Source organism: Halomonas sp. B23F22_3, assembly GCF_043496965.1.
Taxonomy (GTDB): domain Bacteria; phylum Pseudomonadota; class Gammaproteobacteria; order Pseudomonadales; family Halomonadaceae; genus Halomonas.
On record NZ_JBIEKG010000004.1, the window covers coordinates 308,863 to 331,900 of the forward strand.

At 69.0% G+C, this 23,038-nt stretch carries 20 protein-coding genes; 15 read left to right on the top strand and 5 right to left on the bottom strand.

Features of this window, described 5'->3' with window-relative positions; genetic code table 11:
- Positions 1-4: 4 nt before the first annotated feature.
- Positions 5-478, bottom strand: coding sequence for a peroxiredoxin (locus ACGTNG_RS10630; RefSeq protein WP_394576989.1), 474 nt, complete (start codon positions 476-478; stop codon positions 5-7).
- Positions 479-706: 228 nt separating this feature from the next.
- Here ACGTNG_RS10630 and dapA point away from each other — a divergent pair, with 228 nt between their 5' ends.
- From dapA to purC, 4 genes are read left to right on the top strand one after another with little or no spacing between them, the layout of a single operon-like run.
- Entirely contained in the window at positions 707-1,591 is an 885-nt protein-coding gene (gene dapA, locus ACGTNG_RS10635; RefSeq protein WP_394576990.1) for a 4-hydroxy-tetrahydrodipicolinate synthase, read from the top strand.
- A gap of 47 nt (positions 1,592-1,638) precedes the next feature.
- The gene (locus ACGTNG_RS10640) at positions 1,639-2,607 is read left to right on the top strand and encodes a lipoprotein, NlpB (protein WP_394576991.1); all 969 of its coding nucleotides are present in this window, start codon (positions 1,639-1,641) and stop codon (positions 2,605-2,607) included.
- On the top strand, positions 2,607-3,392 hold the full coding sequence (locus ACGTNG_RS10645; protein ID WP_394576992.1) for an MBL fold metallo-hydrolase: 786 nt from the start codon (positions 2,607-2,609) through the stop codon (positions 3,390-3,392). Before ACGTNG_RS10640 ends, ACGTNG_RS10645 begins: the two co-directional genes overlap by 1 nt.
- Positions 3,393-3,432: 40 nt before the next feature.
- The gene (gene purC / locus ACGTNG_RS10650) at positions 3,433-4,146 is read left to right on the top strand and encodes a phosphoribosylaminoimidazolesuccinocarboxamide synthase (protein WP_394576993.1); all 714 of its coding nucleotides are present in this window, start codon (positions 3,433-3,435) and stop codon (positions 4,144-4,146) included.
- 235 nt (positions 4,147-4,381) lie between these two features.
- On the opposite strand, the gene tsaA is transcribed toward purC, so the two are convergent.
- Entirely contained in the window at positions 4,382-5,110 is a 729-nt protein-coding gene (tsaA, locus tag ACGTNG_RS10655; RefSeq protein ID WP_394576994.1) for a tRNA (N6-threonylcarbamoyladenosine(37)-N6)-methyltransferase TrmO, read from the bottom strand.
- A gap of 93 nt (positions 5,111-5,203) precedes the next feature.
- Here tsaA and ACGTNG_RS10660 point away from each other — a divergent pair, with 93 nt between their 5' ends.
- Positions 5,204-5,764, top strand: a complete 561-nt coding sequence (locus ACGTNG_RS10660) for a GNAT family N-acetyltransferase (protein ID WP_394576995.1) — start codon at positions 5,204-5,206, stop codon at positions 5,762-5,764.
- A gap of 27 nt (positions 5,765-5,791) precedes the next feature.
- Here ACGTNG_RS10660 and nadC read toward each other — a convergent pair whose 3' ends face one another.
- Positions 5,792-6,643, bottom strand: a complete 852-nt coding sequence (gene nadC / locus ACGTNG_RS10665; protein WP_394576996.1) for a carboxylating nicotinate-nucleotide diphosphorylase — start codon at positions 6,641-6,643, stop codon at positions 5,792-5,794.
- Positions 6,644-6,721: 78 nt separating this feature from the next.
- Between nadC and ampD the strand changes: the two genes are divergently transcribed.
- The 6 genes from ampD (at position 6,722) to ACGTNG_RS10695 (ending at position 14,924) form a co-directional block, all read left to right on the top strand.
- Complete coding sequence (gene ampD, locus ACGTNG_RS10670) at positions 6,722-7,285, top strand: 1,6-anhydro-N-acetylmuramyl-L-alanine amidase AmpD (protein WP_394576997.1); 564 nt, start codon at positions 6,722-6,724, stop codon at positions 7,283-7,285.
- Positions 7,286-7,634: 349 nt separating this feature from the next.
- On the top strand, positions 7,635-10,307 hold the full coding sequence (aceE, locus tag ACGTNG_RS10675; protein ID WP_394576998.1) for a pyruvate dehydrogenase (acetyl-transferring), homodimeric type: 2,673 nt from the start codon (positions 7,635-7,637) through the stop codon (positions 10,305-10,307).
- Between the two features lie 75 nt (positions 10,308-10,382).
- Entirely contained in the window at positions 10,383-12,413 is a 2,031-nt protein-coding gene (gene aceF, locus ACGTNG_RS10680) for a pyruvate dehydrogenase complex dihydrolipoyllysine-residue acetyltransferase (protein WP_394576999.1), read from the top strand.
- A gap of 264 nt (positions 12,414-12,677) precedes the next feature.
- Complete coding sequence (gene adk, locus ACGTNG_RS10685) at positions 12,678-13,334, top strand: adenylate kinase (RefSeq protein ID WP_138181359.1); 657 nt, start codon at positions 12,678-12,680, stop codon at positions 13,332-13,334.
- Positions 13,335-13,455: 121 nt separating this feature from the next.
- Entirely contained in the window at positions 13,456-14,160 is a 705-nt protein-coding gene (gene tsaB / locus ACGTNG_RS10690) for a tRNA (adenosine(37)-N6)-threonylcarbamoyltransferase complex dimerization subunit type 1 TsaB (RefSeq protein WP_394577000.1), read from the top strand.
- Positions 14,161-14,219: 59 nt separating this feature from the next.
- Positions 14,220-14,924, top strand: coding sequence for a class I SAM-dependent methyltransferase (locus ACGTNG_RS10695; protein ID WP_394577261.1), 705 nt, complete (start codon positions 14,220-14,222; stop codon positions 14,922-14,924).
- Between the two features lie 30 nt (positions 14,925-14,954).
- Here the strand turns inward: ACGTNG_RS10695 and plsB are convergent, their stop codons facing one another.
- A complete protein-coding gene (plsB, locus tag ACGTNG_RS10700; RefSeq protein WP_394577001.1) occupies positions 14,955-17,408 on the bottom strand; it encodes a glycerol-3-phosphate 1-O-acyltransferase PlsB in 2,454 nt (817 codons plus the stop codon).
- A gap of 126 nt (positions 17,409-17,534) precedes the next feature.
- On the opposite strand from plsB, the gene ACGTNG_RS10705 reads away from it, so the two are divergent.
- Entirely contained in the window at positions 17,535-18,656 is a 1,122-nt protein-coding gene (locus ACGTNG_RS10705) for a phospholipase D-like domain-containing protein (RefSeq protein WP_394577002.1), read from the top strand.
- Positions 18,657-18,685: 29 nt separating this feature from the next.
- Here the strand turns inward: ACGTNG_RS10705 and ACGTNG_RS10710 are convergent, their stop codons facing one another.
- The gene (locus ACGTNG_RS10710; RefSeq protein WP_394577003.1) at positions 18,686-19,336 is read right to left on the bottom strand and encodes a YecA/YgfB family protein; all 651 of its coding nucleotides are present in this window, start codon (positions 19,334-19,336) and stop codon (positions 18,686-18,688) included.
- A gap of 101 nt (positions 19,337-19,437) precedes the next feature.
- On the opposite strand from ACGTNG_RS10710, the gene ACGTNG_RS10715 reads away from it, so the two are divergent.
- From ACGTNG_RS10715 to ACGTNG_RS10725, 3 genes are all read left to right on the top strand, one after another.
- Positions 19,438-19,998, top strand: coding sequence for a SprT family zinc-dependent metalloprotease (locus ACGTNG_RS10715; protein ID WP_394577004.1), 561 nt, complete (start codon positions 19,438-19,440; stop codon positions 19,996-19,998).
- Between the two features lie 163 nt (positions 19,999-20,161).
- On the top strand, positions 20,162-22,111 hold the full coding sequence (gene acs / locus ACGTNG_RS10720) for an acetate--CoA ligase (RefSeq protein WP_394577005.1): 1,950 nt from the start codon (positions 20,162-20,164) through the stop codon (positions 22,109-22,111).
- A 217-nt stretch (positions 22,112-22,328) separates the two neighbouring features.
- Entirely contained in the window at positions 22,329-22,991 is a 663-nt protein-coding gene (locus tag ACGTNG_RS10725; protein ID WP_394577006.1) for a LuxR C-terminal-related transcriptional regulator, read from the top strand.
- Positions 22,992-23,038: the final 47 nt, after the last annotated feature.

The following is a 23,038-nucleotide window of genomic DNA, read 5'->3' on the forward strand; positions in this document are numbered from 1 at the left end:
GGCGTCAGCCGGCGTGCACGGCCTTTGCCGCCTCGAGGACCTCCTCGACGTGGCCCTTGACCTTGACGCCGCGCCACTCGCGGGCGAGCCGGCCCTCGGCATCGATCAGGAAGGTACTGCGCTCTATCCCTAAGTGCTCCTTGCCGTAGAGCTTCTTCAGCTTGATGACGTCGAACAGCCGGCAGACGGCCTCGTCCTTGTCGGAGAGTAGCGCGAAGTTGAACCCCTGCTTGGCCTTGAAGTTCTCCTGGGCGCGGATGCCGTCCCGGGAGACGCCGATGATCACCGTATTGGCGGCCTCGAACGCCTCCTTGCGATCGCGGAAGTCACCGCCCTCGGTGGTGCAGCCCGGGGTGCTGGCCTTGGGGTAGAAGTAGATCACCACCTGCCGGCCGCGCAGCTCGGAGAGGGTGAGGGTGGTTTCGCCGGTGGCGATGGCGGTGAAATCGGGGACGGGCTCGCCGAGGCTGACGCTCATGAAACGACTCCTTGCAGGGGGTGTGGAATGGTAAAACACCGCCGGTCGGACGGCGCGGGTGGGACCCATGAGCGTCGATTACACGCAAGGCGCGGCGAACTGTAAAGTCGCGGCTGTACAGGCTCTCGAGGCCTGAGTACCATTTGGCCCCTGGCCCCGGGGCAGGTCCCGGCGCTTCCCGGGGGCCGGCAGGCCGTGAATGCAGGTGAATCGAGAGGAATCGAGAGGATGATCACTGGAAGTATCGTCGCGCTGGCGACGCCGATGAAGGTCAACGGCGATATCGACTGGGAGGCCCTGCGCCGCCTGGTGCACTTTCATCTCGACAACGGCACCGATGCGATCGTGGCGGCCGGTACCACCGGCGAGCCGACGACCATGTCCTTCGCCGAGCACTTCGACGTCATCCGCACCGTGGTGGAAGAGGTCAACGGACGCATTCCGGTGATCGCCGGCACCGGCTCCAACAACACCACCGAGGCGGTCGAGCTGACCCGCTACGCCAAGGAGGTCGGGGCCGACTACTGCCTGACGGTGGCGCCCTACTACAACAAGCCGACCCAGGAAGGCCTGTTCCAGCACTTCAAGGCCATCGCCGAAGCCAGCGACCTGCCGGTGATCCTCTACAACGTCCCGGGCCGCACCTGCTCCGACATCTACAACGAGACCGTGATGCGCCTCGCCGAGGTCGACGGGATCATCGGCCTCAAGGATGCCACCGGCAACCTGGAGCGCGCCGAGGACCTGATCGCGCGCCTCAAGGGCAGCGACTTCATGCTCTACTCCGGCGACGACGCCACCGCCTGCGACTTCATGCTGATGGGCGGCCACGGCGACATCTCGGTGACCGCCAACGTCGCGCCGCGGGCCATGCACGAGCTGTGCAGCGCCGCCGTGGCCGGCGATGCCGACAAGGCCCACCAGATCAACACCCGCCTGCTGCCGCTGCACACCAACCTGGGCGTCGAGTCCAACCCGATCCCGGTCAAGTGGGCGCTGCATCGCATGGGCTACGTGGAGCCGGGCATCCGCCTGCCGCTGACCTGGCTCTCCGAGAAGTACCACTCCACCGTCAGCGAGGCCCTGCAGCTGGCGGGGATGATCGACGACTGAGCGGTGCCCGGCATCGCACTCCGCACAACACGAGGCAAGGTGGACGCATGAACTCTGCGCTGAAAGGGATGCTGGTGGCGACGGTCGCACTGGCCACGGTCGGTTGCGCCCGTGATGGTTACTATCACGATCGCAACCTCGACTACGCCGAGGCCGAGGAGACGGCGCCCCTGGTGCTGCCGGAGGCCCGCAACCCGGCGCGCTACCGCGATGCCATGCCGGTACCCGAGGTGAGCGGCGCGCGTCCCGCCGAGGACGGCGTGGTGGAGGCACCGCTGCCCCAGGCCCTCTCGCCGGGACGTGCCCGGGAGCGCGGCTACGTCGAGCGCCGCGAGATCGCAAGCGACGCCTGGCTGGTGGTGGGCGCCGAGCCGGCCTCGGTGTGGCCGGAGCTCGAGCGCTTCGCGCAGGCCCGCGGCCTGGACGTCGTCGCCCGGGATCCGAGCCGCGGCGTGCTTTCGACCGAACAGGCCCGGCTGAGCGTCCGCCAGGGGCTGCGCCGCGGTGACAGCGAGCTGCACTGCGAGCGCGGCGGCAGCGTCGATGCGGGCTGCCTGCGGGCGCTGGAGCGCCACTTCCAGTCGCTCAGCGCCTCGGCCAGCGCGGCGTCGCTGACCGCCCAGCGCCCCGAGGTGCAGGACCGCGCCCGCTTCGAGCAGCGTGGTGACGACTGGCAGGTGATCCTGCCCTACGACATCGATCGCCTGTGGGCCGAGCTCAGCCACCAGCTGGAGATCGACTTCGCCGTCGAGGGCCGCCGTGAACTGCGTGAGCGCGATCCGAGCGCGCACAGCTTCCTGGTCGACTACCTGACCCGCGAAGGGCGCGAGCAGGGCCTGCTGAGCTCGCTGGCGTCCCTCGAGCTCGGCGCCGAGCCGCAGCCGGTGCGGCTGACCCTCGAGGCCCGTGGCCCCGAGCAGAGCGTGCTGCGCGCGGTGGGCGTCGGCGAGGCCGGCGCGCTCTCCGAGGAGGATCAGCGCGAGCTGCTCGAGCGGGTGGCGGGCCTGCTGCGCTGATGAACGATGCGGCGTCGGGTGGCCTGACCTTCGCCTCCCTGGGCAGCGGCAGCAAGGGCAACGCCACCCTGGTCAGCGACGGCGAGACGCACCTGCTGGTCGACTGCGGCTTCGGCCTGAAGGAGACCGAGCGCCGCCTGGCCCGGCTGGGGCTGCACCCCCGCCAGCTCGACGCCGTGCTGGTGACCCACGAACATGGCGATCACATCCGCGGCGTCGGGCCCCTGGCGCGCCGTCACAAGGTGCCGGTCTACCTGACGCCGGGCACCTGGCTGTCGGGTCGGCTCGGCGAGCTGCCGCACCGTCACTGGATCACCCCCCAGGCGAGGTTCGCCATCAAGGGACTTTCCATCGACCCGATCACCGTGCCCCACGATGCCCGCGAGCCGGTGCAGTTCTGCATCGCCGGTGGCCGCCGTCGGCTCGGCCTGCTCACCGACCTGGGGCACCCCAGCGCGCATGTGGTCGAGGCCTTCGCCGGCTGCGACGGCCTGGTGCTGGAGTGCAACCACGATCGCCGGATGCTCGCCGAGGGGCCCTATCCCGCCAGCCTCAAGCGACGCGTGGGCGGCGACTGGGGCCACCTGGCCAACGTCCAGGCAGCCTGGCTGCTGCAGCGGCTGGGGCTCGACCGCCTGCAGCGCATCGTCTGCTCGCACCTGTCCGAACACAACAACCGCCCCGAGCTGGCCCTGGAAGCCCTGGTGCCCCTGCTCGACGGCGACGACTCCCGGCTGAGGATCGCCGCCCAGGACGATGGCCTGGCGTGGCAGACCCTCGGCTGACCGACCATCCTTACCCGTATCCTCGCCTCTGGAGGCTCCCATGGAAAAGCGCCAAGAACTCTTCGCCGGCAAGGCCAAGTCGGTCTATGCGACCGACGATCCGGACCGCCTGATCCTGCACTTCCGCAACGACACCAGCGCCTTCGACGGCCGTCGCGTGGAGGCGCTCGAGCGCAAGGGCCAGGTCAACAACCGCTTCAATGCCTTCATCATGGGCAAGCTGCAGGAAGCGGGGATCCCCACCCACTTCGAGAGCCTGCTCTCCGATGACGAGTGCGTGGTCAAGAACCTCGAGATGATTCCGGTGGAGTGCGTGGTGCGCAACATCGCCGCCGGCAGCCTGGTCAAGACCCTCGGCGTCGAGGAGGGGCAGACCCTCACTCCGCCGACCTTCCAGCTGTTCCTCAAGAACGACGAGCTGCACGACCCGATGATCAACGAGTCGCTGGCCGAGACCTTCGGCTGGGCGACGCCTGAGCAGCTGGCCGAGATGAAGGCGCTGACCTTCCGCGTCAACGAGGTGCTCAAGGCGCTGTTCGAAGACGGCGGCATGCTGCTGGTCGACTACAAGCTCGAGTTCGGGCTCTTCCACGGCAAGATCGTGCTGGGCGACGAGTTCTCCCCGGACGGCTGCCGCCTGTGGGACGCGAAGACCCGCGAGAAGCTCGACAAGGACCGCTTCCGCCAGGGGCTCGGCAACGTGATCGAGTCCTACGAGGAGGTTGGCCGGCGGATCGGCATCGACTTCTCTTGAAGACGCACTGATTCATTGCTGCGCTCGATATCCTGGCCGCCGGCGGTGCTCGCCATCCTCATGTAGCAGGCTACATTCCGGTGGCTGTGCTCCGGCGGCGGCCAGCCTCTCATCGCTCGCGACATGAATCAGCACATCTTCTTGCCATGTGGATCATTCAGACTAGCCCGGTCGAAATGATCGAACGGCATACGATGACGCCCTCTACGGAGGGCGTCGTCGTATGTGTCCTTGTCTACATTGTCACTATCTCGACGACCTCCAGGCGCGTCTCGCCCGCGGCGTCGGTCTGGGCCCGGAAGCGCACGTCCACGTCGCGCAGGCGCACCCCGTAGACCCGTTCCTCGGCGCCCCGGCGATAGGCCGGGCGCGGATCCTGGGCGAGCACCTGGCGGATCAGCGCGCGCAGGCTGTCGCCGTCCTCGCGGCGCGTAAGCACCGCCTCGGCCGCCGGGGAGAGCGCCACCGCCAGCGTCGGCGGCGCCTCGGGGGCGAAGCCGGCGCGCGCCTCGGGGCGCGACTCCGCCCAGGGCAGGTAGGGCTTGAGGTCGAGCACCGGGGTGCCGCTGACCAGGTCGGCGCCGCGCAGGATCAGCCGCACGCCGCGCTCGGTATCGATGTCGACGAGCTCCACCAGCGAGAGCCCCAACCGGTTGGGGCGGTGGGTGCTGCGGCTGGCGAAGACGCCCACCCGGGCGTTGCCGCCCAGGCGCGGCGGGCGCACCAGCGGCGTCCAGTGCTCAGGGCTCTGGTGGAAGACGAAGGTCAGCCAGAGGTGGCTGAAGGCGTCGAGGCCCCTCACCGTCAGCGGATCGTCGAAGGGCGGCAGCAGCACGAGGCTCGCCCGGGCCTCACTCGCCAGCCCCGGCTGGCGCGGAATGCCGAACTTGTCCGGGAAGTCGCTCTCGATGACGCCGACGGGCGTCAGGTCGAAGGCGTCGGGCAGGGCGGGGCGGTCGTTCATGGCGTATCCTTGCGCTTTTCCGTCGCGGGGATTGGCCCCGAGGCAGGGCTTGGGTAGTCTGCTGGCCTGATCATCATCGCAGGAAGCTCACGCATGCGTCATGCCGACCATCCCACCGACGGCGCCGAGCCGCCCATCGAGGCTCGCCCCGAAGCGCGCCGTGGCCCGCGTATCGTCTACCGGGCCGCGCGCGTCCGCGACGCCGCCGACCAGGCCGAGGTGTTTCATCACGCCGTGATGCAGGGGGCGGCGGGGCACTACACGCTAGCCGAGCGTGAGGCCTGGGCGATGGCCCTGCCGCGGGATGCCAGTGCCTGGTCGGCGCGCCAGGCGCTCTTCACCACCCTGGTGGCCGACTGCGAGGGGCGCTGCGTGGGATTTCTCGAGCTGGATCTGCTCGAGGGGCGGATCGAGACCCTCTACGTCTGGCCGTCGCTGGGCCGACGCGGCATCGGCTCGACGCTGCTGGTGCATGCCGAGCGGATGCTGCTGGAGCAGGGGGTGAGCCGGGCCCGGGTCGAGGCCAGCGCCGTGCTGGCGGATGGCCTGGTGCGCCGCGGCTGGACCCGGCTCGGCGACGAATGGGTCGAGCGCGGCGGCGAGCGGCTCTATCGCCAGTGCCTGGAGAAGCGTCTCGTCGCCGTCGAGACCTGAGCGGTCTCCGGGTCGCCCGTGGGAGTGTCAGCCCGGTTCGTCGATGAAGCGCATCGACAGGTCGATGGCCTTCAGGTCCTTGGTCAACGCGCCGCTGGAGATGCAGTGAACCCCGGTCTCGGCGATGGCGCACAGCGTGGTCTCGTCGACGTTGCCCGAGGCCTCCAGGGTGGCGCGGCCGGCGTTGCGGGCGACCGCCTCGCGCATGTCGTCGAGGCTGAAGTTGTCGAGCATGATGACATCGGCGCCGGCGGCCAGCGCCAGGTCAAGCTCCTCGAAGGTCTCCACCTCCACCTCCACCGGCAGATCACGGGCGATGTCCCGGGCCTCCTTCACCGCCGCCTCGATCCCTCCGCAGGCGGCGATATGGTTCTCCTTGATCAGGAAGGCGTCATAGAGGCCGATGCGATGGTTGTGGCCGCCGCCGCAGGTCACCGCGTACTTCTGCGCCAGGCGCAGGCCGGGCAGGGTCTTGCGGGTGTCGAGCAGGCGCACTCCGGTGCCTTCGAGCAGGTCCACGTAGTGGCGGGTTCGGGTCGCCGTGGCCGAGAGGGTCTGCAGCAGGTTGAGCGCGGCGCGCTCGCCGGTGAGCAGGCTGCGCGCCGGCCCCTCCAGCTCGAGGAAGGCCTGGCCGGCCTCGAGGCGGTCGCCGTCGGCGGCCTGCCAGTGCAGGCTGACCCGGGGGTCGAGCCGCCGGAAGAGCTCATCGACCCAGGCCACCCCGCAGAGGATCGTCGTCTCGCGAGTGATCACCCGCGCGCGGGCCATCTGCTTCTCGGGAATCAGCTGGGCGGTGATGTCGCCGGGGCCGACGTCCTCGGCCAGCAGCCGAGCGGCACTGTCACGGATCTCTTCGGCAATGGCGTCCTGATAATGCATGGCGGGTCCATCTCTGTGCGGGGAAGCTTGAGCGGGTCATTATAGGGGAAACTCATGCATCGACGTCAGGGAAAAACCATGCGCATCGACGACGGCTGGCTGGTGCCGGCTCGGCGGCTTCGCTCGCCCAACCAGGACGACCGCCCGGCGGGGGAGGTCTCGCTGCTGGTGCTGCACTCGATCAGCCTGCCGCCGGGCGAGTTCGGCGGCGAGCATATCGAGCGGCTCTTCACCAATCGGCTTGATCCCGCGGCGCACCCCTTCTTCGCCACGATCGCCGAGCTGCGCGTCTCGGCCCATCTGCTGATTCGCCGCGACGGGGAGTGCGTGCAGTTCGTGCCCTTCGAGGCGCGTGCGTGGCACGCCGGGCGCTCGCGCTGGCAGGATGGCGCCCTCGAGCGCCGAGCGCTGAACGACTTCGCCGTGGGGATCGAGCTGGAGGGGGACGAGGTGACGCCCTATACCGGCGCCCAGTACCTGGCCCTGGCAAGCGCCACGGCGGCATTGCTGGCGCGCTATCCGGCGCTCACGCCGCGTCGCATCACCAGCCACGCCCGGGTTGCCCCGCTGCGCAAGAACGACCCCGGCCCGGCCTTCGACTGGGCCTACTTTCGCCAGGAGCTTGGAAAAATACGTACTTAGGCACCAACGCGATGCGCCGGCTGCGCCACGCCGGCGTCGGGCGAGTCGCGCGGGGTAGTGCGCCTACAGCGGCTGGACAGCGACAAGAATCCGGCCGGTTTCGACGCAAAAATGCCCGCTAATCCCCTACGCTGCGGTGCAATATGGGAATTTGAAAAATATTTCCACTCTATCTTGAATTGGCAGGGACCAGCGTTTACGGTATCTTCGCGCCATCAGCAGGGCACCCTGTACATTGTCTTGTAAAACAACTACAGGCCTGACGCGATGGGGCGCCAACCCCGATCATGAGTGCCATTTCGCCCCTCTGCGGGGCTGTAGTACCCCACCGTCATTCGGAGAGACGTCTATGAGTCTGGAAACAAGAGAAGATCTCGATCCGGTCGAAACCACGGAATGGTTGGATTCCCTGGAATCGGTCCTGGATCGCGAGGGCGAGGATCGTGCCCGGTACCTGATGACTCGCCTGGCCGACCGGGTGCGGCGTGATGGCATGCAGGTGCCCTTCTCGGTGACGACCCCGCATCGCAACACCATTCCGGTGCACCGCGAGGCGCCGATGCCGGGCGACCTGTTCATGGAGCGTCGCATCCGCTCGCTGATCCGCTACAACGCCATCGCCCAGGTCATCCGCAACAACCGCGCCAACCCGGGCCTGGGCGGGCACATCGCCAGCTTCATGTCGGCGGCGACCCTGTATGACGTGGGCTTCAACCACTTCTTCCGCGCGCCGAACGGCGACTTCGAGGGCGACCTGGTCTATATCCAGGGTCACGTGGCGCCGGGCGTCTACGCCCGCGCCTACCTCGAGGGCCGCCTCACCGAAGACCAGATGGACAAGTATCGCCAGGAAGTGGACGGTGACGGCCTCTCGTCCTACCCGCACCCCTGGCTGATGCCGGACTTCTGGCAGTTCCCCACGGTATCCATGGGCCTCGGCCCCATCCAGGCCATCTACCAGGCCCACGTGATGAAGTACCTGGATTCCCGTGAACTCAAGAACATGCACGATCGCAAGATCTGGTGCTTCATGGGCGACGGCGAGTGCGACGAGCCGGAGTCCCTCGGTGCCATCCACCTGGCCAGCCGCGAGAAGCTCGACAACCTGATCTTCGTCATCAACTGCAACCTGCAGCGCCTCGACGGCCCGGTCCGCGGCAACTCGCGGATCATGGACGAGCTCGAGGGCGTCTTCCGTGGCGCCGGCTGGAACGTGCAGAAGGTCGTCTGGGGCCGCCTGTGGGATCCGCTCTTCGAGAAGGACACCAAGGGCATCCTGCAAAAGCGCATGGATGAGGCGGTCGACGGCGACTACCAGAACTACAAGGCCAACGGCGGCGCCTACACCAAGGAGCACTTCTTCGGGAAGTACCCGGAGACCGCCGAGATGGTCAAGGACATGTCCGACGAGGACATCTGGAAGCTCAACCGTGGCGGCCACGACCCGTTCAAGGTCTATGCGGCGTACCACGAGGCGACCCAGAACGCCAACGGTCGTCCCACCGTGATCCTGGCGCACACCGTCAAGGGCTACGGCATGGGCGGCGGCGACGGCGAGGCCGCCAACGAGGCGCACCAGGTCAAGACCATGGAGTACGAGGCGCTGCGTCGTTTCCGCGACCGCTTCGGCATTCCGCTGACCGACGAGCAGCTCAAGGAGGTGCCGTACTACAAGCCCGAGGACGACTCCCCGGAGCTCAAGTACATGCACCTGCAGCGTGAGCGCCTGGGCGGCTACCTGCCGAGCCGTCGCAACGACTTCGAGTCGCTGCCGATCCCGGCGCTGGAAGACAAGACCTTCGCCTCCCAGACGGGCGGTTCCAAGGGGCGCGAGGTCTCCACCACCATGGCCTTCGTGCGCATCCTGAACGGCCTGGTCAAGGACAAGAAGATCGGCGAGCGCGTGGTGCCGATCATCCCCGACGAGGCGCGCACCTTCGGCATGGAGGGCATGTTCCGCCAGCTCGGCATCTACACCTCGGAAGGGCAGAAGTACGAGCCGGTGGACAAGGGCCAGATCATGTTCTACCGCGAGGATCAGAAGGGTCAGATCCTCGAGGAGGGCATCACCGAGGCCGGCGCCATGTCGGCGTGGATCGCCGCCGCGACCTCCTACTCGAACAACGCCACGACGCTGCTGCCGTTCTACGTCTACTACTCGATGTTCGGCTTCCAGCGCATCGGCGACCTGGCCTGGGCCGCCGGCGACATGCAGGCCCGCGGCTTCCTGGTCGGCGGCACCGCCGGTCGCACCACCTTGAACGGCGAGGGGCTGCAGCACCAGGACGGCCACAGTCACCTGCAGGCGTCGATGATCCCGAACTGCCGCAGCTACGATCCGACCTACGCCCATGAGGTGGCGGTGATCGTCCAGGACGGCCTGAAGCGGATGTTCACCGACAAGGAGAACTGCTTCTACTACCTGACGGTGATGAACGAGAACTACGAGCAGCCGGCGCTGGAGGAAGTGCCCGCCGACGACATCATCAAGGGCATGTACCTGCTGCGCGAGACCCAGGGCAAGAAGGGCCGCGTGCAGCTGATGGGCTGCGGCACCATCCTGCGCGAGGTCGAGGCGGCCGCCGAGATGCTCGCCGAGGAGTGGGGCGTGGGCGCCGACATCTGGAGCGTCACCAGCTTCAACGAGCTGCGTCGCGAGGCCCTGGAGATCGACCGTCAGGCCTTCATCAACCCCGAGGCCGAGGTGGGCAAGCCCCACGTCACCGCCTGCCTGGAGGGCCGTGAGGGTCCGGCGATCGTCTCCACCGACTACATGAAGCTGTTCGCCGACCAGGTCCGCGCCTGGGTGCCGACCGACTACCATGTACTGGGCACCGACGGTTACGGCCGCTCCGACACCCGCGAGAAGCTCCGTCACTTCTTCGAGGTCGATCGTCGCTTCGTCACCGTGGCCGCGCTCAAGGCGCTGGCCGACCGCGGCGAGCTGGATCGCAAGGTCGTCGGCGAGGCGCTCAAGAAGTACGGCATCGATCCGGCCAAGCCCAACCCGCTTGCGGTGTGAGGCGTCGCCCGAGCGATTCGGTGGCATGGCGGGCCCGCGGGCCCGCCCCCGTCAAGAGTTTGAAGGAGCGCGACCTTGAGTAGCGAAATCATCAAAGTTCCGGACATCGGTGGCGATACCGATGTCGAGATCATCGAGATCGCGGTGGCCGAGGGCGACGTCATCGCCCCCGAGGACACCCTGATCACGCTGGAATCCGACAAGGCCAGCATGGACGTGCCGGCGCCCAAGGGCGGCAAGGTGCTGAAGGTCCTCGTCAAGGAGGGCGATACCGTCTCCGAGGGCGACGACATCGTCGAGATCGAGGCCGAGGGTGGCGGCGACGCCGACGCCGGTGGCAAGGAAGAGGCCGAGCAGGCCCCCGAGTCCGAGCAGGCGGCCGAGCCCGCGCCGGAGCCGGAGAAGCCCGCGGCCAAGCAGAGTGGCGGCGGCAAGCAGACCGTCGAGATCAAGGTGCCCGACCTCGGTGGCTCCGCCGACGTGGAGATCATCGAGGTGGCGGTGGCCGAGGGCGACCAGGTCGACGCGGAAGACACCCTGATCACCCTGGAGTCCGACAAGGCCTCCATGGACGTGCCGAGCCCCCAGGCCGGCAAGATCGTCAGCCTGACCGTCAAGGAGGGCGATACCGTCTCCGAGGGTGACGTCATCGGCACCATGGACGTCGAGGACGCGGGTACCGGCGAGGGCAGCGGTGACGCCGAGCCCGCCGAGTCGGCGCCCGCGCCGGCCGAGAGCGCCCCGCAGGACGAGGCCCCGGCCGAGGAAGAGAGTGCCGGCGGCGGCGAGCCGGAGCGCAAGGAAGTCCGCGTGCCGGACCTCTCCGGTTCCGCCGACGTGCCGATCATCGAGATCGCCGCCAGCGCCGGCGACGAGGTCGACGAGGAGGACCCGCTGATCACCCTGGAGTCCGACAAGGCCTCCATGGACGTGCCCAGCCCCTACAAGGGCAAGCTCCTCGAGCTGACCGTCAAGGAGGGCGACACCGTCTCCGAGGGCGACCTGATCGGCTACATCGAGGTAGCGGGCAGCAAGCCCGCCGCCAAGCCGGCGGCGAAGGCGCCCGAAAAGAAGGCGGAGAAGCCGCAGCAGAAGGCCGAGGCGCCGGCCGCCAAGGCCTCCGGGACGCCCGCCGGCTCGCCGAGCCCCGAGGCGCAGATGGCCGCCCACAAGCCGCGCGACGGCAAGCTGGTGCACGCCGGTCCGGCGGTGCGCATGCTGGCCCGCGAGCTGGGCGTCGACCTGGGGCTGGTCAAGCCCAGCGGCCCCAAGGAGCGCGTGCTCAAGGAGGACGTCCACGCCTACGTCAAGCAGGTCATGGACGGCAAGGCGGCGACGCCCGCCGCGGCGGCACCGGCCGCTGCCGGCAGCGGCATTCCGCCGATCCCGGACCAGGACTTCAGCCAGTTCGGCGAGGTGGAAGAGAAGCCGATGGGTCGCCTGATGAAGATGGGCGCCACCAACCTGCACCGCAGCTGGGTCAACCTGCCCCACGTCACGCAGTTCGACGAGGCGGACATCAGCGAGCTGGAGGCCTTCCGCAAGTCGATGAAGGCCGAGGCCGAGGCGCAGGGTGCCAAGCTCACGCCGCTGCCCTTCCTGATCAAGGCCTGCGCCTTCGCGCTGAGGAAGTACCCGCAGTTCAACGTCAGCCTGAAGAGCGACGGCGAGACCGTGGTGCACAAGAAGTACGTGCACATCGGCATCGCCGTGGACACCCCGGACGGCCTGATGGTGCCGGTGATCCGCAACGCCGACCAGAAGTCGCTGATCGAGCTGGCCAAGGAGTCAGTGGAACTGGCCGGCAAGGCGCAGTCGAAGAAGCTCAAGCGCGACGAGATGACCGGCGGCTGCTTCACCATCTCGAGCCTGGGGTCCATCGGCGGCACCGCCTTCACGCCGATCGTCAACGCCCCGGAGGTCGCCATCCTCGGCATCTCCAAGGCGCAGATGAAGCCGGTGTGGGACGGCGCGGCCTTCCAGCCGCGGCTGATGATGCCGCTGTGCCTCTCCTACGACCACCGGGCGGTCAACGGCGCCGATGCCGCGCGCTTCACCGCCTTCCTGGGTCAGGTGTTGACGGACATCCGCCGTCTGCTGCTGTAAGGCAGGCGTCGACCCGAGCACTCGACCCACGCAACGGCGCCGCAAGGCGCCGTTGTCGTTTGCGGGACACTCCCCACGCAGGGCTTGGCTCAAGCGGGGCAGACCAAAGTGCAACTTGGTCGCAGGGGCTTGATGCCGAACTCTTTTTTTCCTCTTTAACGACCTGGATCGGGGGCCTTCGCTTGTCTGCGCCCGGCGGCGCGGTTATCGTTCGCTCCTTACCTTTCTTCGTCGACCAGAAACACACTTATAAGGAGCAGTCAGATGCGTTTGATCCTTTTGGGCGCCCCGGGTGCCGGCAAGGGTACCCAGGCCCAGTTCATCTGCGAACGATTCAACATCCCGCAGATCTCCACCGGCGACATGCTGCGCGCCGCGGTGAAGGAGGGCAGCGAGCTGGGGCTCAAGGTCAAGGAGATCATGAACAGCGGCGGCCTGGTGTCCGACGACATCATCATCGCCCTGGTCAAGGAGCGCATCAGCCAGCCCGACTGCGCCAATGGCTTCCTGTTCGACGGTTTCCCGCGCACCATCCCGCAGGCCCAGGCCATGCGCGATGCCGAGGTGAAGATCGATCACGTGCTGGAGATCGCCGTCGATGACGAGGAGATCGTCAAGCGCCTGGCCGGCCGCCGCGTCCACCCGGGCTCCGGTCGCGTCTACCACCTCGAGTACCAGCCGCCGAAGGAAGAGGGCAAGGACGACGTCACCGGCGAGGCGCTGATCCAGCGCGACGACGACCGTGAGTCCACGGTGCGCAACCGCCTGGCGGTCTACCACGAGCAGACCGCGCCGCTGGTCGACTACTACCAGCAGTGGGCCAAGGAAGCGCCCGAGGCGGCGCCGGCCTACCATCGTGTCGAGGGCGTGGGCAGCATCGACGACATCACCGGTCAGGTGATCGAGGCCCTCGAAGGCTGAGTCTCGCCTCCAGTCTCATTCGTGCACTGCACGTCGCCGAAGGCCCGCATTCGCGGGCCTTCGTCGTAGGCGGCGGCGCGCGTATAATGCGCGGACATTTCTCGCCACGACGTGATGTCCCATGCCGATCCTGCTGGCCCTGGACGCTTCCTCGAGCGCCTGTTCCGCCGCCCTGCTGCGCCGTCGCGACGGCCACGCCGACGAACTGATCTCACGCTTTGCCCTGACCCCGCGGGAGCATACCCGCCGCCTGCTGCCGATGGTCGACGAGGTGCTCGCCGAGGCGGGCCTCGCGGCCTCGGCGCTCGACGCCGTGGCCTACGGGCGGGGACCGGGCTCCTTCACCGGGCTGCGCATCGCCGCCGGCGTCGCCCAGGGCCTCGCCTTCGGCCTGGACCGCCCGATGGTCGGCGTCTCGACGCTCGAGGCGCTGGCCCTGGGCGGGCACCGTCGCTACCACTATCGCCGGCTGATCACCGCCCTGGACGCCCGCATGGGGGAGATCTACGTGGCCGCCTGGCAGTGCCACGACGGCCGCGTGGAGGCGCTCTCGGAGGAGGCGGTGATGCCTCCGGAGCGGCTGCGCCTGCCCGAGGGGCAGGGTGACGCCGACTGGGTCGGCATCGGGTCGGGCTGGAATTTCCGCGAGCAGATGGACGTCGAGGTGCAGGCGGGGCTCGGCCTCTGCCTGCCCGAGGTCGAGGCCGAGGCCGCCGACATGGCGCTGCTGGCCATGGAGGCGCTGGCGCGGGGCGAGGCCCGTCCGGCGCACGAGGTGCAGCCGGTCTACCTGCGCGACCAGGTCGCCTGGCAGAAGAGCCGATGAGCCGCGTCGCGGTCCGCGATTCCGCGCTCTATCCCCTGGCCCGGCGCCTGGGGCTACCCATGGTCGATGAGGGCGGCGCGGACGAGCCCGAACTGACCCTGGCCCGCCAGTCCGATCGCCTGGTGCTGGCCGGCGACCCGCACCGCTACGGTCATCCGCTGGCGGTGGACTTCGTCGCCGGGCGCGCCGCCCACCGGCGGCGCTTCGGCGGCGGTCGCGGCCAGCTCGTCGCCCGCGCCTGCGGCCTGGCCAAGGGCGTCACGCCCTCGGTGGTGGACGCCACCGCGGGGCTCGGCCGTGACGCCTTCGTGCTGGCGAGCCTGGGCGCCGAGGTGCTGATGGTGGAGCGGGTCGCGGCGATCTTCGCTCTGCTCGAGGACGGCCTGGCGCGTGCCCTGGCCGATCCCGAGACTCGCGAGATCGCCGCGCGCATGCACCTGGTGCATGGCGATGCCGGCCGCGCGCTGTCCACGCTGGTGGCGAGCCGCGAGGTTGCCCCCGAGGTGATCCACCTCGATCCGATGTTTCCCCACCGCGAGAAGTCCGCGCTGGTCAAGAAGGAGATGCGGCTCTTCCGCACCCTGGCCGGCGACGACCCGGACGCCCCGCGGCTGCTCGAGGCGGCGCTCGACGTGGCGACCCATCGGGTGGTGGTCAAGCGACCGCGCAAGGCGCCGCCCCTGGAGGGCCCGCCGCCGCGCCACGTCATCGCGGACAAGACCAGCCGCTACGACCTCTACGTGCATCGCCGACTCGGCGCCTGAGCGCGCTCCTCGCCTCTCACCCTTCATCTTTCATTCTTCACCTCGGCGGCTGACCAGCTGCAGTCGATGGCGCAGCGCCGGGTCGAACAGCGCCCGGCTTTCCCGGGCCGCCTCGCGCAGCGCCTCGTCGAACGTCAGGCGGCCGTCGTCGGCGGCGAGCCATCCGCAGGCCGTCAGGCTCTCCACCAGGCCGGCGAACAGCCGCGCATCGAAGAACTCCGGGGCGTCGCGTCCCGAGAGCAGGGCCAGCCGCTCGGCCAGCAGCCGGCTGCGCTCGGTGAGGGCCTCGGCGGTGAAGTGCCCCGAGGGCTCGCTCAAGAGCACCGAGAGCAGCAGGTAGCCCCGCTCCAGCGAGGGCTGCATCAGCGCACCGAGCATATCGAGCTGCTCCCCGGCCGCCAGCGACTCCCGGGGCCGCCGCCAGCCCTCGCCCTCGCGCTCCAGGAGGCCCTCTTCGCCCAGTGCCTCGAGCATCGCGGCCAGGTCGTCGCGTAGCGCGGGGGCGGGCTCGATGGAGAGCTCCCGGGCGAGTATCGGCCAGCCGGGGCCGAGCAGGGCCGCGAGGTCGTCCAGGCGGTGGGCGGCCTGGTGTCGGAAGGCGAAGGCGGTGAGGCCGGCGAGGGCGAAGAGGTGCAGCACGTTGTTGCGGTACCAGCCCAGCAGCCCGGCCTGGCGCTCGTCGGCGACGATGATGTCGCCCAGCGGATGGGGGTGACGGTCGATCATGCCCAGCGTCGCCACCTGCTCGATCCACGCCTCGGGCGTGCCCGTCGGCAGGCTCGCGTCGCGACCGCCCGGCAGGCGCCGCTGCAGGGCCACCAGCAGCGCCAGCTGCTGGGTCAGCAGCCCGACCTCGATGGCGCGGTGGGGCGTGGCCAGCAGCACCAGGGCGACCAGGTTGACCGGGTTGAGGGCGGCGGCGGCGTTGATGCGCCGCGAGAGCGTCTCGCCGAGCGCCGGCACGATCCGGTTGAGCCAGGCCGGGCGCGGCGCGTCGGGCGCCTGCCGCCAGCCCGGTACCTGGGCGTCGAGGAAGGCGGAGAGCGACAGCGGCTCGCCGACGTTCACGTCCACCCGCCCGTGGGGCTGGCGCAGCCGTCGCGTCACGCCGGCGAGCGCCAGCGGCGACTCCCGGCGCTTTTCGGCCCCGCGCATCTCGCGTTGATAGCTGGCGTTCTCGAGGATGCGTTCGTAGCCGAGATAGACGGGCACGAAGAGCACATCCCGGCCGCCCTCCCGTCGGCTGCGCAGGAAGGAACGCAGGGTCATGGCGAGCATCCCCGGGCGGGCCGGCAGCAGGCGGCCGCTGCGCGAGCGCCCCCCCTCCATGAAGTACTCCAGGGGATGGCCCCGCGACAGCAGGCGGTGCAGGTACTCGTTGAACACCGCCGCGTAGAGGCGATTGTCGCGGAAGCTGCGGCGCATGAAGAAGGCGCCGCCGCGGCGCAGCAACGGGCCGATCAGCGGCATGTCGAGATTGCGCCCGGCGGCGATGTGCGGCGGCATCAGCCCCTCGCGGTAGAGCACGTAGGAGAGCAGCAGGTAGTCGATGTGGCTGCGGTGGCAGGGCACGTAGACCAGGGCGTGCTCGCCGGCCAGGGCCTTGACCCGCGACAGGCCGCGCACCTCGACGCCATCGTAGAGGCGGTTCCACAGGCGCCGCAGGGCGCCGGCCATGAAGCGCATCACCGGGTAGGTCATGTCGGAGGCGATCTCGCGGCCGTAGCGGCGGGCGCGTCGGGCGATCCGCGGGCGCGTTGCCTTCTCGGCCGCGGCCACCTCGCCGATGGCGCGCTGCACCTCGGCGCTGGCCACCACGCCGTCGATCAGCGTGCGTCGATGGGAGAGATCGGGGCCGAGTACCCGGGTGCGGGTGCGCCGAAAATGCCCTCTCAGCAGCCGGGCCACCTTGCGGTTGGTGAGCGCCGGGTCGCGGTCGTCATCGAGCTCGGAGAGGCGCAGCGGCGCGCCGAACTGCACCTCGACGTCGCGCCCGTTGACCGCCACCGAGAGCAGGCGGCGCAGGCGCCCGGTGAGACGCCAGCTGTCGGCGGCCAGCAGGTGCCAGACGCCGAAGCGTTTGCCCGGGGCGCGCCCCCAGAAGACGCTCACCGGCACCAGCTGCACGTCGTGGGCGGGATCGCGACGGTACTGTTCTATCAGCGGCTGGAAGGGCGCCGTCGGTCGCCGCCCGCGGCGCCTCAGGCGGCGCCCCGGGGCAGGCAGCGCCAGGCAGGCGGGCACGGTCACGCTCCCCGTGCGGCGTCGTCCGCTGGCCCCCGGCAGGCCGTGGGTGCGGGCCAGGGTCTCCAGCAGCAGGGTGTCGGAGAGCGCCGGGCGCGACAGCACGTAGAGCACCGGCAGCGTCGGTTCCAGCGGCAGCGCCGTGGGGGCGGGCTCGATCAGCCGGGTCCGGGTCCAGCGCCTGATCAGCGGCGTGAGCGCCGCGCGCAGGGCGCCGGCGAGCATGCGTGCAAGGCCCATCCGTCTGCCCCGTCCGGAAATGAGCCGTCAGTATAACGCTCCTCGTCCCGTCGGGCAGGGATGGCCTTTTCCCCGGGCGGTAAACATGCGTCAATGCCGTAAAGGGTGGGCGACAGGGACGGAGCCATGCACGGCATGTGGCGAGACGGCAATCACTTCGCGCTGCTGCCCGAGGCGGCGCGCTTCCTGCCGGCGATGTTCGAGGCCGTCGATCGGGCTCGCCACTTCGTGCTGATCGAGCTCTACCTGATGGAGACGGGGCGGCTGGCCACGGCCCTCTCCGAGTCGCTGCTGAGGGCCGCCGAGCGCGGCGTGTCGGTGATGCTGCTGCTCGACGGCTACGGCGCCATGGGCTTCGACGAGGCCGACCGCCGGCGCCTGGAGGCCGGCGGAGTGGCGCTGCGCTTCTTCAATCCCCTGGGGTTCGAGTCGCCGGTGCGCAACCTCACCCGGGATCATCGCAAGCTGGTGGTGGTCGATGGTGCCGAGGCCTTCACCGGCGGCTTCGGTGCCGTGGACGAGTTCCTGGATGCCTGGTACGAGGTCGCGGTGCACATCGAGGGGCCGGTGGTCGGCGACTGGGTGCGGCTGTTCTGCCGCGTGTGGGACTCGCCGCTGAGCCGCGGACCCGGTGCGGCCTCGCTGGTGAGGGGCATCGAGCTGTCCCCTTACCGCGACGAGGGCTATCACGGCATGCGCGGACGCGTGGTGTGGGGCCAGGGGTATCGCTATCAGGCGATCCGCCACTCCCTGCATCGTCGGGTCGCGGCGTCGACCCGGCGGCTGTGGATCTGCACGCCCTACTTCGTGCCCACGCTCACCCTGCGCAGGCGCCTGGCGCGGGCGGCGCGGCGCGGCGTCGACGTGCGCTTGCTGCTGCCCGGAGAGCTGCACGACCACCCCGGCGTGCGCTATGCCGGACAGCGCTTCTACGGCCGGCTGCTGCGCGCCGGGGTGCGCATCTTCGAGTTCCAGCCCACCTTCATCCACGCCAAGTTCTCGCTGGTCGACGACTGGGTCAGCCTCGGCTCCTGCAACTTCGATCACTGGAGCCTGCAGTGGAACCTGGAGGCTAACCAGGAGGTGGACGATGCCCGCTTCGCCGCCCGGGTTGCCGAGCTCTTCGAGCGCAACTTCGCGACCAGCGAGGAGATCGATCCCGCGGCCTGGGCGAGGCGGCCGCGCTGGCAGCGCTTCAAGGAGTGGCTGTTCGGCCTGGTGGACGGCCTGCTGACGCGGTTGACCTAGCGTCGTGCCGGGCGCTCGGCGCCCGACGCTCAGCGCTTCCCCTTGCCGCGACCGGCGGGCGCCTTGCGCCGAGGCTTGGGCTTGGGCGTCTCCGGCGGCACGCGATAGTGCAGGTAGAGATCGAGCAGCAGCTCCGGCAGCTGGCCGACCAGGCTCTCCAGTCGCGCACTGTCGCCGGCCAGTTCGGCCATGTCGGGCTCGTCCTCGAACAGCCCCGAGAGCAGCATGAAGGGCAGCAGCAGGGTGGCGGCGGCCTCCTCGTCGTCGTCGAACCAGGCGGCCTCGTCGAGGAACACGCCCTCCATGAAGCCGGCACACCAGTCGCCGATCGGCGTCTCCTCGGGCGCCAGCTCACCCAGTTCGAGCTCGAAGGGCAGCTCCGGCAGCCCGCCGCCCTCCAGCACCTCGATGGCGTTGCCGCGCAGGCTCTCCAGCAGCCCGAGGATCGCCTCGCGCTCGGCGTCGTCCTCGAAGGTCGGCTCGCCATGGAAGAGCTCGGCGACCCAGGTCGCGGCCGGCACGTCGCGCGGCGCCACCGCCAGCGCGACGAGGAAACCGTGGGCGCCGATCAGGTCCAGGGCGTCGGCATCGACGCGCTCGGAGTCGAGGAAGTCATCCAGCAGGTCGAGCTCCTGGTCCTCGAGCAGCGGCTGGGGGAGGGGCGTTTCGGCATCGGACATGACGGCTCTCGCAGGGAAACGGTGCAGGGTGGACGGAGTGACGCCACGGGCGCGGTGCCCGGGCTTGTCGTGTCGAGACAGACCGGCCATTCTAGCATCCCATGATGGCTCCCGCGCTTCCCGACCCCGATACCGCCCGACTCGATGCCCTCGAGCGCGAGGCCCTGCACCGCGCCCTGATCGAGCGGGTCGAGGCGGCCTGGCGGCTGTGCCGCGAGGTCCATCCGGCCCTGCCGCGCCCGGCGGTGTGGCTGGACCTGCGCGGCAAGTCGGCCGGCCAGGCCCATTTCGGGCGCGGCGGGCTGCGCTTCAATCCGGTGCTCCTCGACGAGAACCGCCGGGCCTTCCTGGTCGAGGTGGTGCCTCACGAGATGGCCCACTGGCTGGTGCATCACCTCGAGGACGGCCCCCGGGCGCGTCCCCACGGTCGCGAATGGCAGACCGTGATGCGCTCGCTGTTCGGCCTCGTCCCCAGCACCACCCACCGCTTCGATACCCGGCGGGCGAGTCCCGCCCCCTATCGCTACCGCTGCGCCTGTCGCGAGCACGGCTTCACGGCGCGTCGCCACGCCCTGGCCCGTCGCGGCAGCCGCTATCGTTGCCGTCACTGCGCTCAGACCTTGGTCTATTGCGACCGCTCGGTGTTTGAAAAGACCGTTTAAGTCATTGTTATAAAAAAGAAATTTGATCATACCAATGTCTAAGGGGAAGGCCGCGCCGGGACGTATATGCTGGTGGACAGTTTTATGGAGTCGGTTCGTCCAACAACAACGCGGCCGGCAACATCCACCAGGAGGGCGCATCCTCCCGGACAGAGGCATATCCATGACCGAGCATCAGAACGTCTACCCGGTAAGCGACGACTTTGCCGCCAAGGCCAACGCCGACAAGGCCACCTACCAGGCCATGTACCGGCAGTCGGTGGACGACCCGCAGGGGTTCTGGGGCGAGCAGGCCAAGCGCCTGGATTGGTTCAAGGCGCCCACCAAGATCAAGCACACCTCCTTCGATGCCCACAACGTGGACATCCGCTGGTTCGAGGACGGTACCCTCAACGCCAGCGTCAACTGTCTCGATCGTCATCTCGAGACCCGCGGCGACCAGCCGGCGATCATCTGGGAAGGCGACGATCCCAAGGATGACAAGACCCTCACCTACCGTCAGCTCCATGAGCAGACCTGCCAGCTGGCCAACGGCCTGAAGGAGCTGGGGGTCGGCAAGGGCGACGTGGTCACCCTCTACATGCCGATGATTCCCGAGGCCGCCATGGCGATGCTGGCCTGTGCCCGCATCGGCGCGGTGCACTCGGTGGTCTTCGGCGGCTTCTCGCCGGACGCCGTGGCCCAGCGCGTCATCGGCGCCCAGTCCAAGCTGATCATCACCGCCGACGAGTCCGTGCGCGGCGGCAAGCAGGTGCCGCTCAAGGACAACGTCGATGCCGCCCTGACCCGCGATGGCACCGAGGTCTGCGAGAACGTGCTGGTGGTCAAGCGCACCGGCGGCGAGATCGACTGGAAGGATGGCCGCGACGTCTGGTACGAGGACGTCGTCTCCAAGCAGTCCACCGACTGCCCGGCCGAGGAGATGAACGCCGAGGATCCGCTGTTCATCCTCTACACCTCCGGCTCCACCGGCGCGCCCAAGGGCCTCAAGCACACTACCGGCGGCTACCTGCTGCATGCCTCCCTGACCCACCGCTATGTCTTCGACTATCAGGACGGCGAGGTCTACTGGTGCACCGCCGACGTGGGCTGGGTCACCGGCCACAGCTACATCGTCTACGGCCCGCTGGCCAACGGCGGCACCACCCTGATGTTCGAGGGCGTGCCGAGCTATCCGACCCACGGCCGCATGGGCGAGGTCGTCGACAAGCACAACGTCAGCATCCTCTACACCGCCCCCACCGCGGTGCGGGCGCTGATGGCCCACGGCGACGACGTCATGGCCTCCAGCCAGCGCGACAGCCTGCGCCTGCTCGGCTCGGTGGGCGAGCCGATCAACCCCGAGGCCTGGGAGTGGTTCCATCGCGTGATCGGCAACTCGAAGTGCCCGATCGTCGATACCTGGTGGCAGACCGAGACCGGCGGCATCATGATCGCCCCGCTGCCTGGCGCCACGGACCTCAAGCCGGGCTCCGCGACCCTGCCGTTCTTCGGCGTGATGCCGGCGCTGGTCGACAACGAGGGCAACGAGCTCCAGGGCGCCACCGAGGGCAACCTGGTGATCCTCGACTCCTGGCCGGGGCAGGCGCGCTCCATCTGGGGCGATCACGATCGCTTCGTGCAGACCTACTTCTCGACCTACAAGGGCATGTACTTCACCGGTGACGGCTGCCGCCGCGACGAGGACGGCTACTACTGGATCACCGGCCGCGTCGACGATGTGCTCAACGTCTCCGGTCACCGCATGGGCACCGCCGAGATCGAGTCCTCGCTGGTGGCTCATGAGGCGGTGGCCGAGGCGGCCGTGGTCGGCTTCCCCCACGACATCAAGGGGCAGGGCATCTACATTTACGTCACCCTGGGCGACGGCTTCGAGGAGAGCGACGAGCTCAAGAAGGAGCTGACCCAGTGGGTGCGCAAGGACATCGGCCCGATCGCCTCGCCGGACGTCATCCAGTGGGCGCCGGGGCTGCCCAAGACCCGCTCGGGCAAGATCATGCGCCGTATCCTGCGCAAGATCGCCGCCAACGAGTGCGACGGCCTGGGCGACACCAGCACCCTGGCGGATCCCTCGGTGGTCGATGAGCTGATCGAGCATCGCGCCAATCGCTGAGGGTGGCGTCCCGGCGAGACAGCGGTAACCGAGCCGGCCCCACGGGGCCGGCTTCTTCATGTCGTGGCGATGGCGGGGAAGGGCCCGCGACCCGATCGGGAGTTCATTGTTTCTCGCCTCTTGGGAATCGCCGGGGCCATGGGGTAACATGCGACTACAATAGAGAGCCCAGCATGGCGGTCGTCGGTCCGCCGCCCGAGGAACCGGAGGAAGATCCATGGCCTTTGCCCAGAAATTCATCGTTGCCGATGACCATCCGCTGTTCCGCGCGGCCCTGACCCAGGCCCTGCGTCAGCTGGCGCCCCAGGCCGAGATCGTCGAATCCGATACCATGGAGGCCACCACCGACGTGGTCACCCGGCATCCCGATGCCGACCTGATCCTGCTGGACCTGCACATGCCGGGCGCCCACGGCTTCTCCGGCCTGATCCAGCTGCGCGGCCAGACGCCGGACATCCCGGTGGCGGTGGTCTCGGGCAGCGACGAGGTCCACGTGGTGCGCCGCGCCATCGACTACGGCGCCTCGGGCTTCATTCCCAAGTCCTCGTCGCTGCAGCTGATCGCCGAGGCGGTGGGCGAGATCCTCGACGGCGAGGTGTGGTTGCCGGCCGAGATGGCCGACGCCCTCGGCGAGGCTAACGAGGACGAGACCAAGTTCGCCGAGGCGATCGCCTCGCTGACCCCCCAGCAGTTCCGGGTGCTCAACATGCTCACCGAGGGGCTGCTCAACAAGCAGATCGCCTATGAGCTCAGTGTCTCCGAGGCGACCATCAAGGCCCACGTCACCGCCATCCTCAGAAAGCTCGGCGTGCACTCCCGTACCCAGGCGGTGATCGCCGCCCAGAAGCTCGAGGTCGAGCCGCCCAAGGTCGAGTCCTGACCCGGGGCCTTCACTCGCCTCGCACTGCACGCCTGATAACGCCCCGC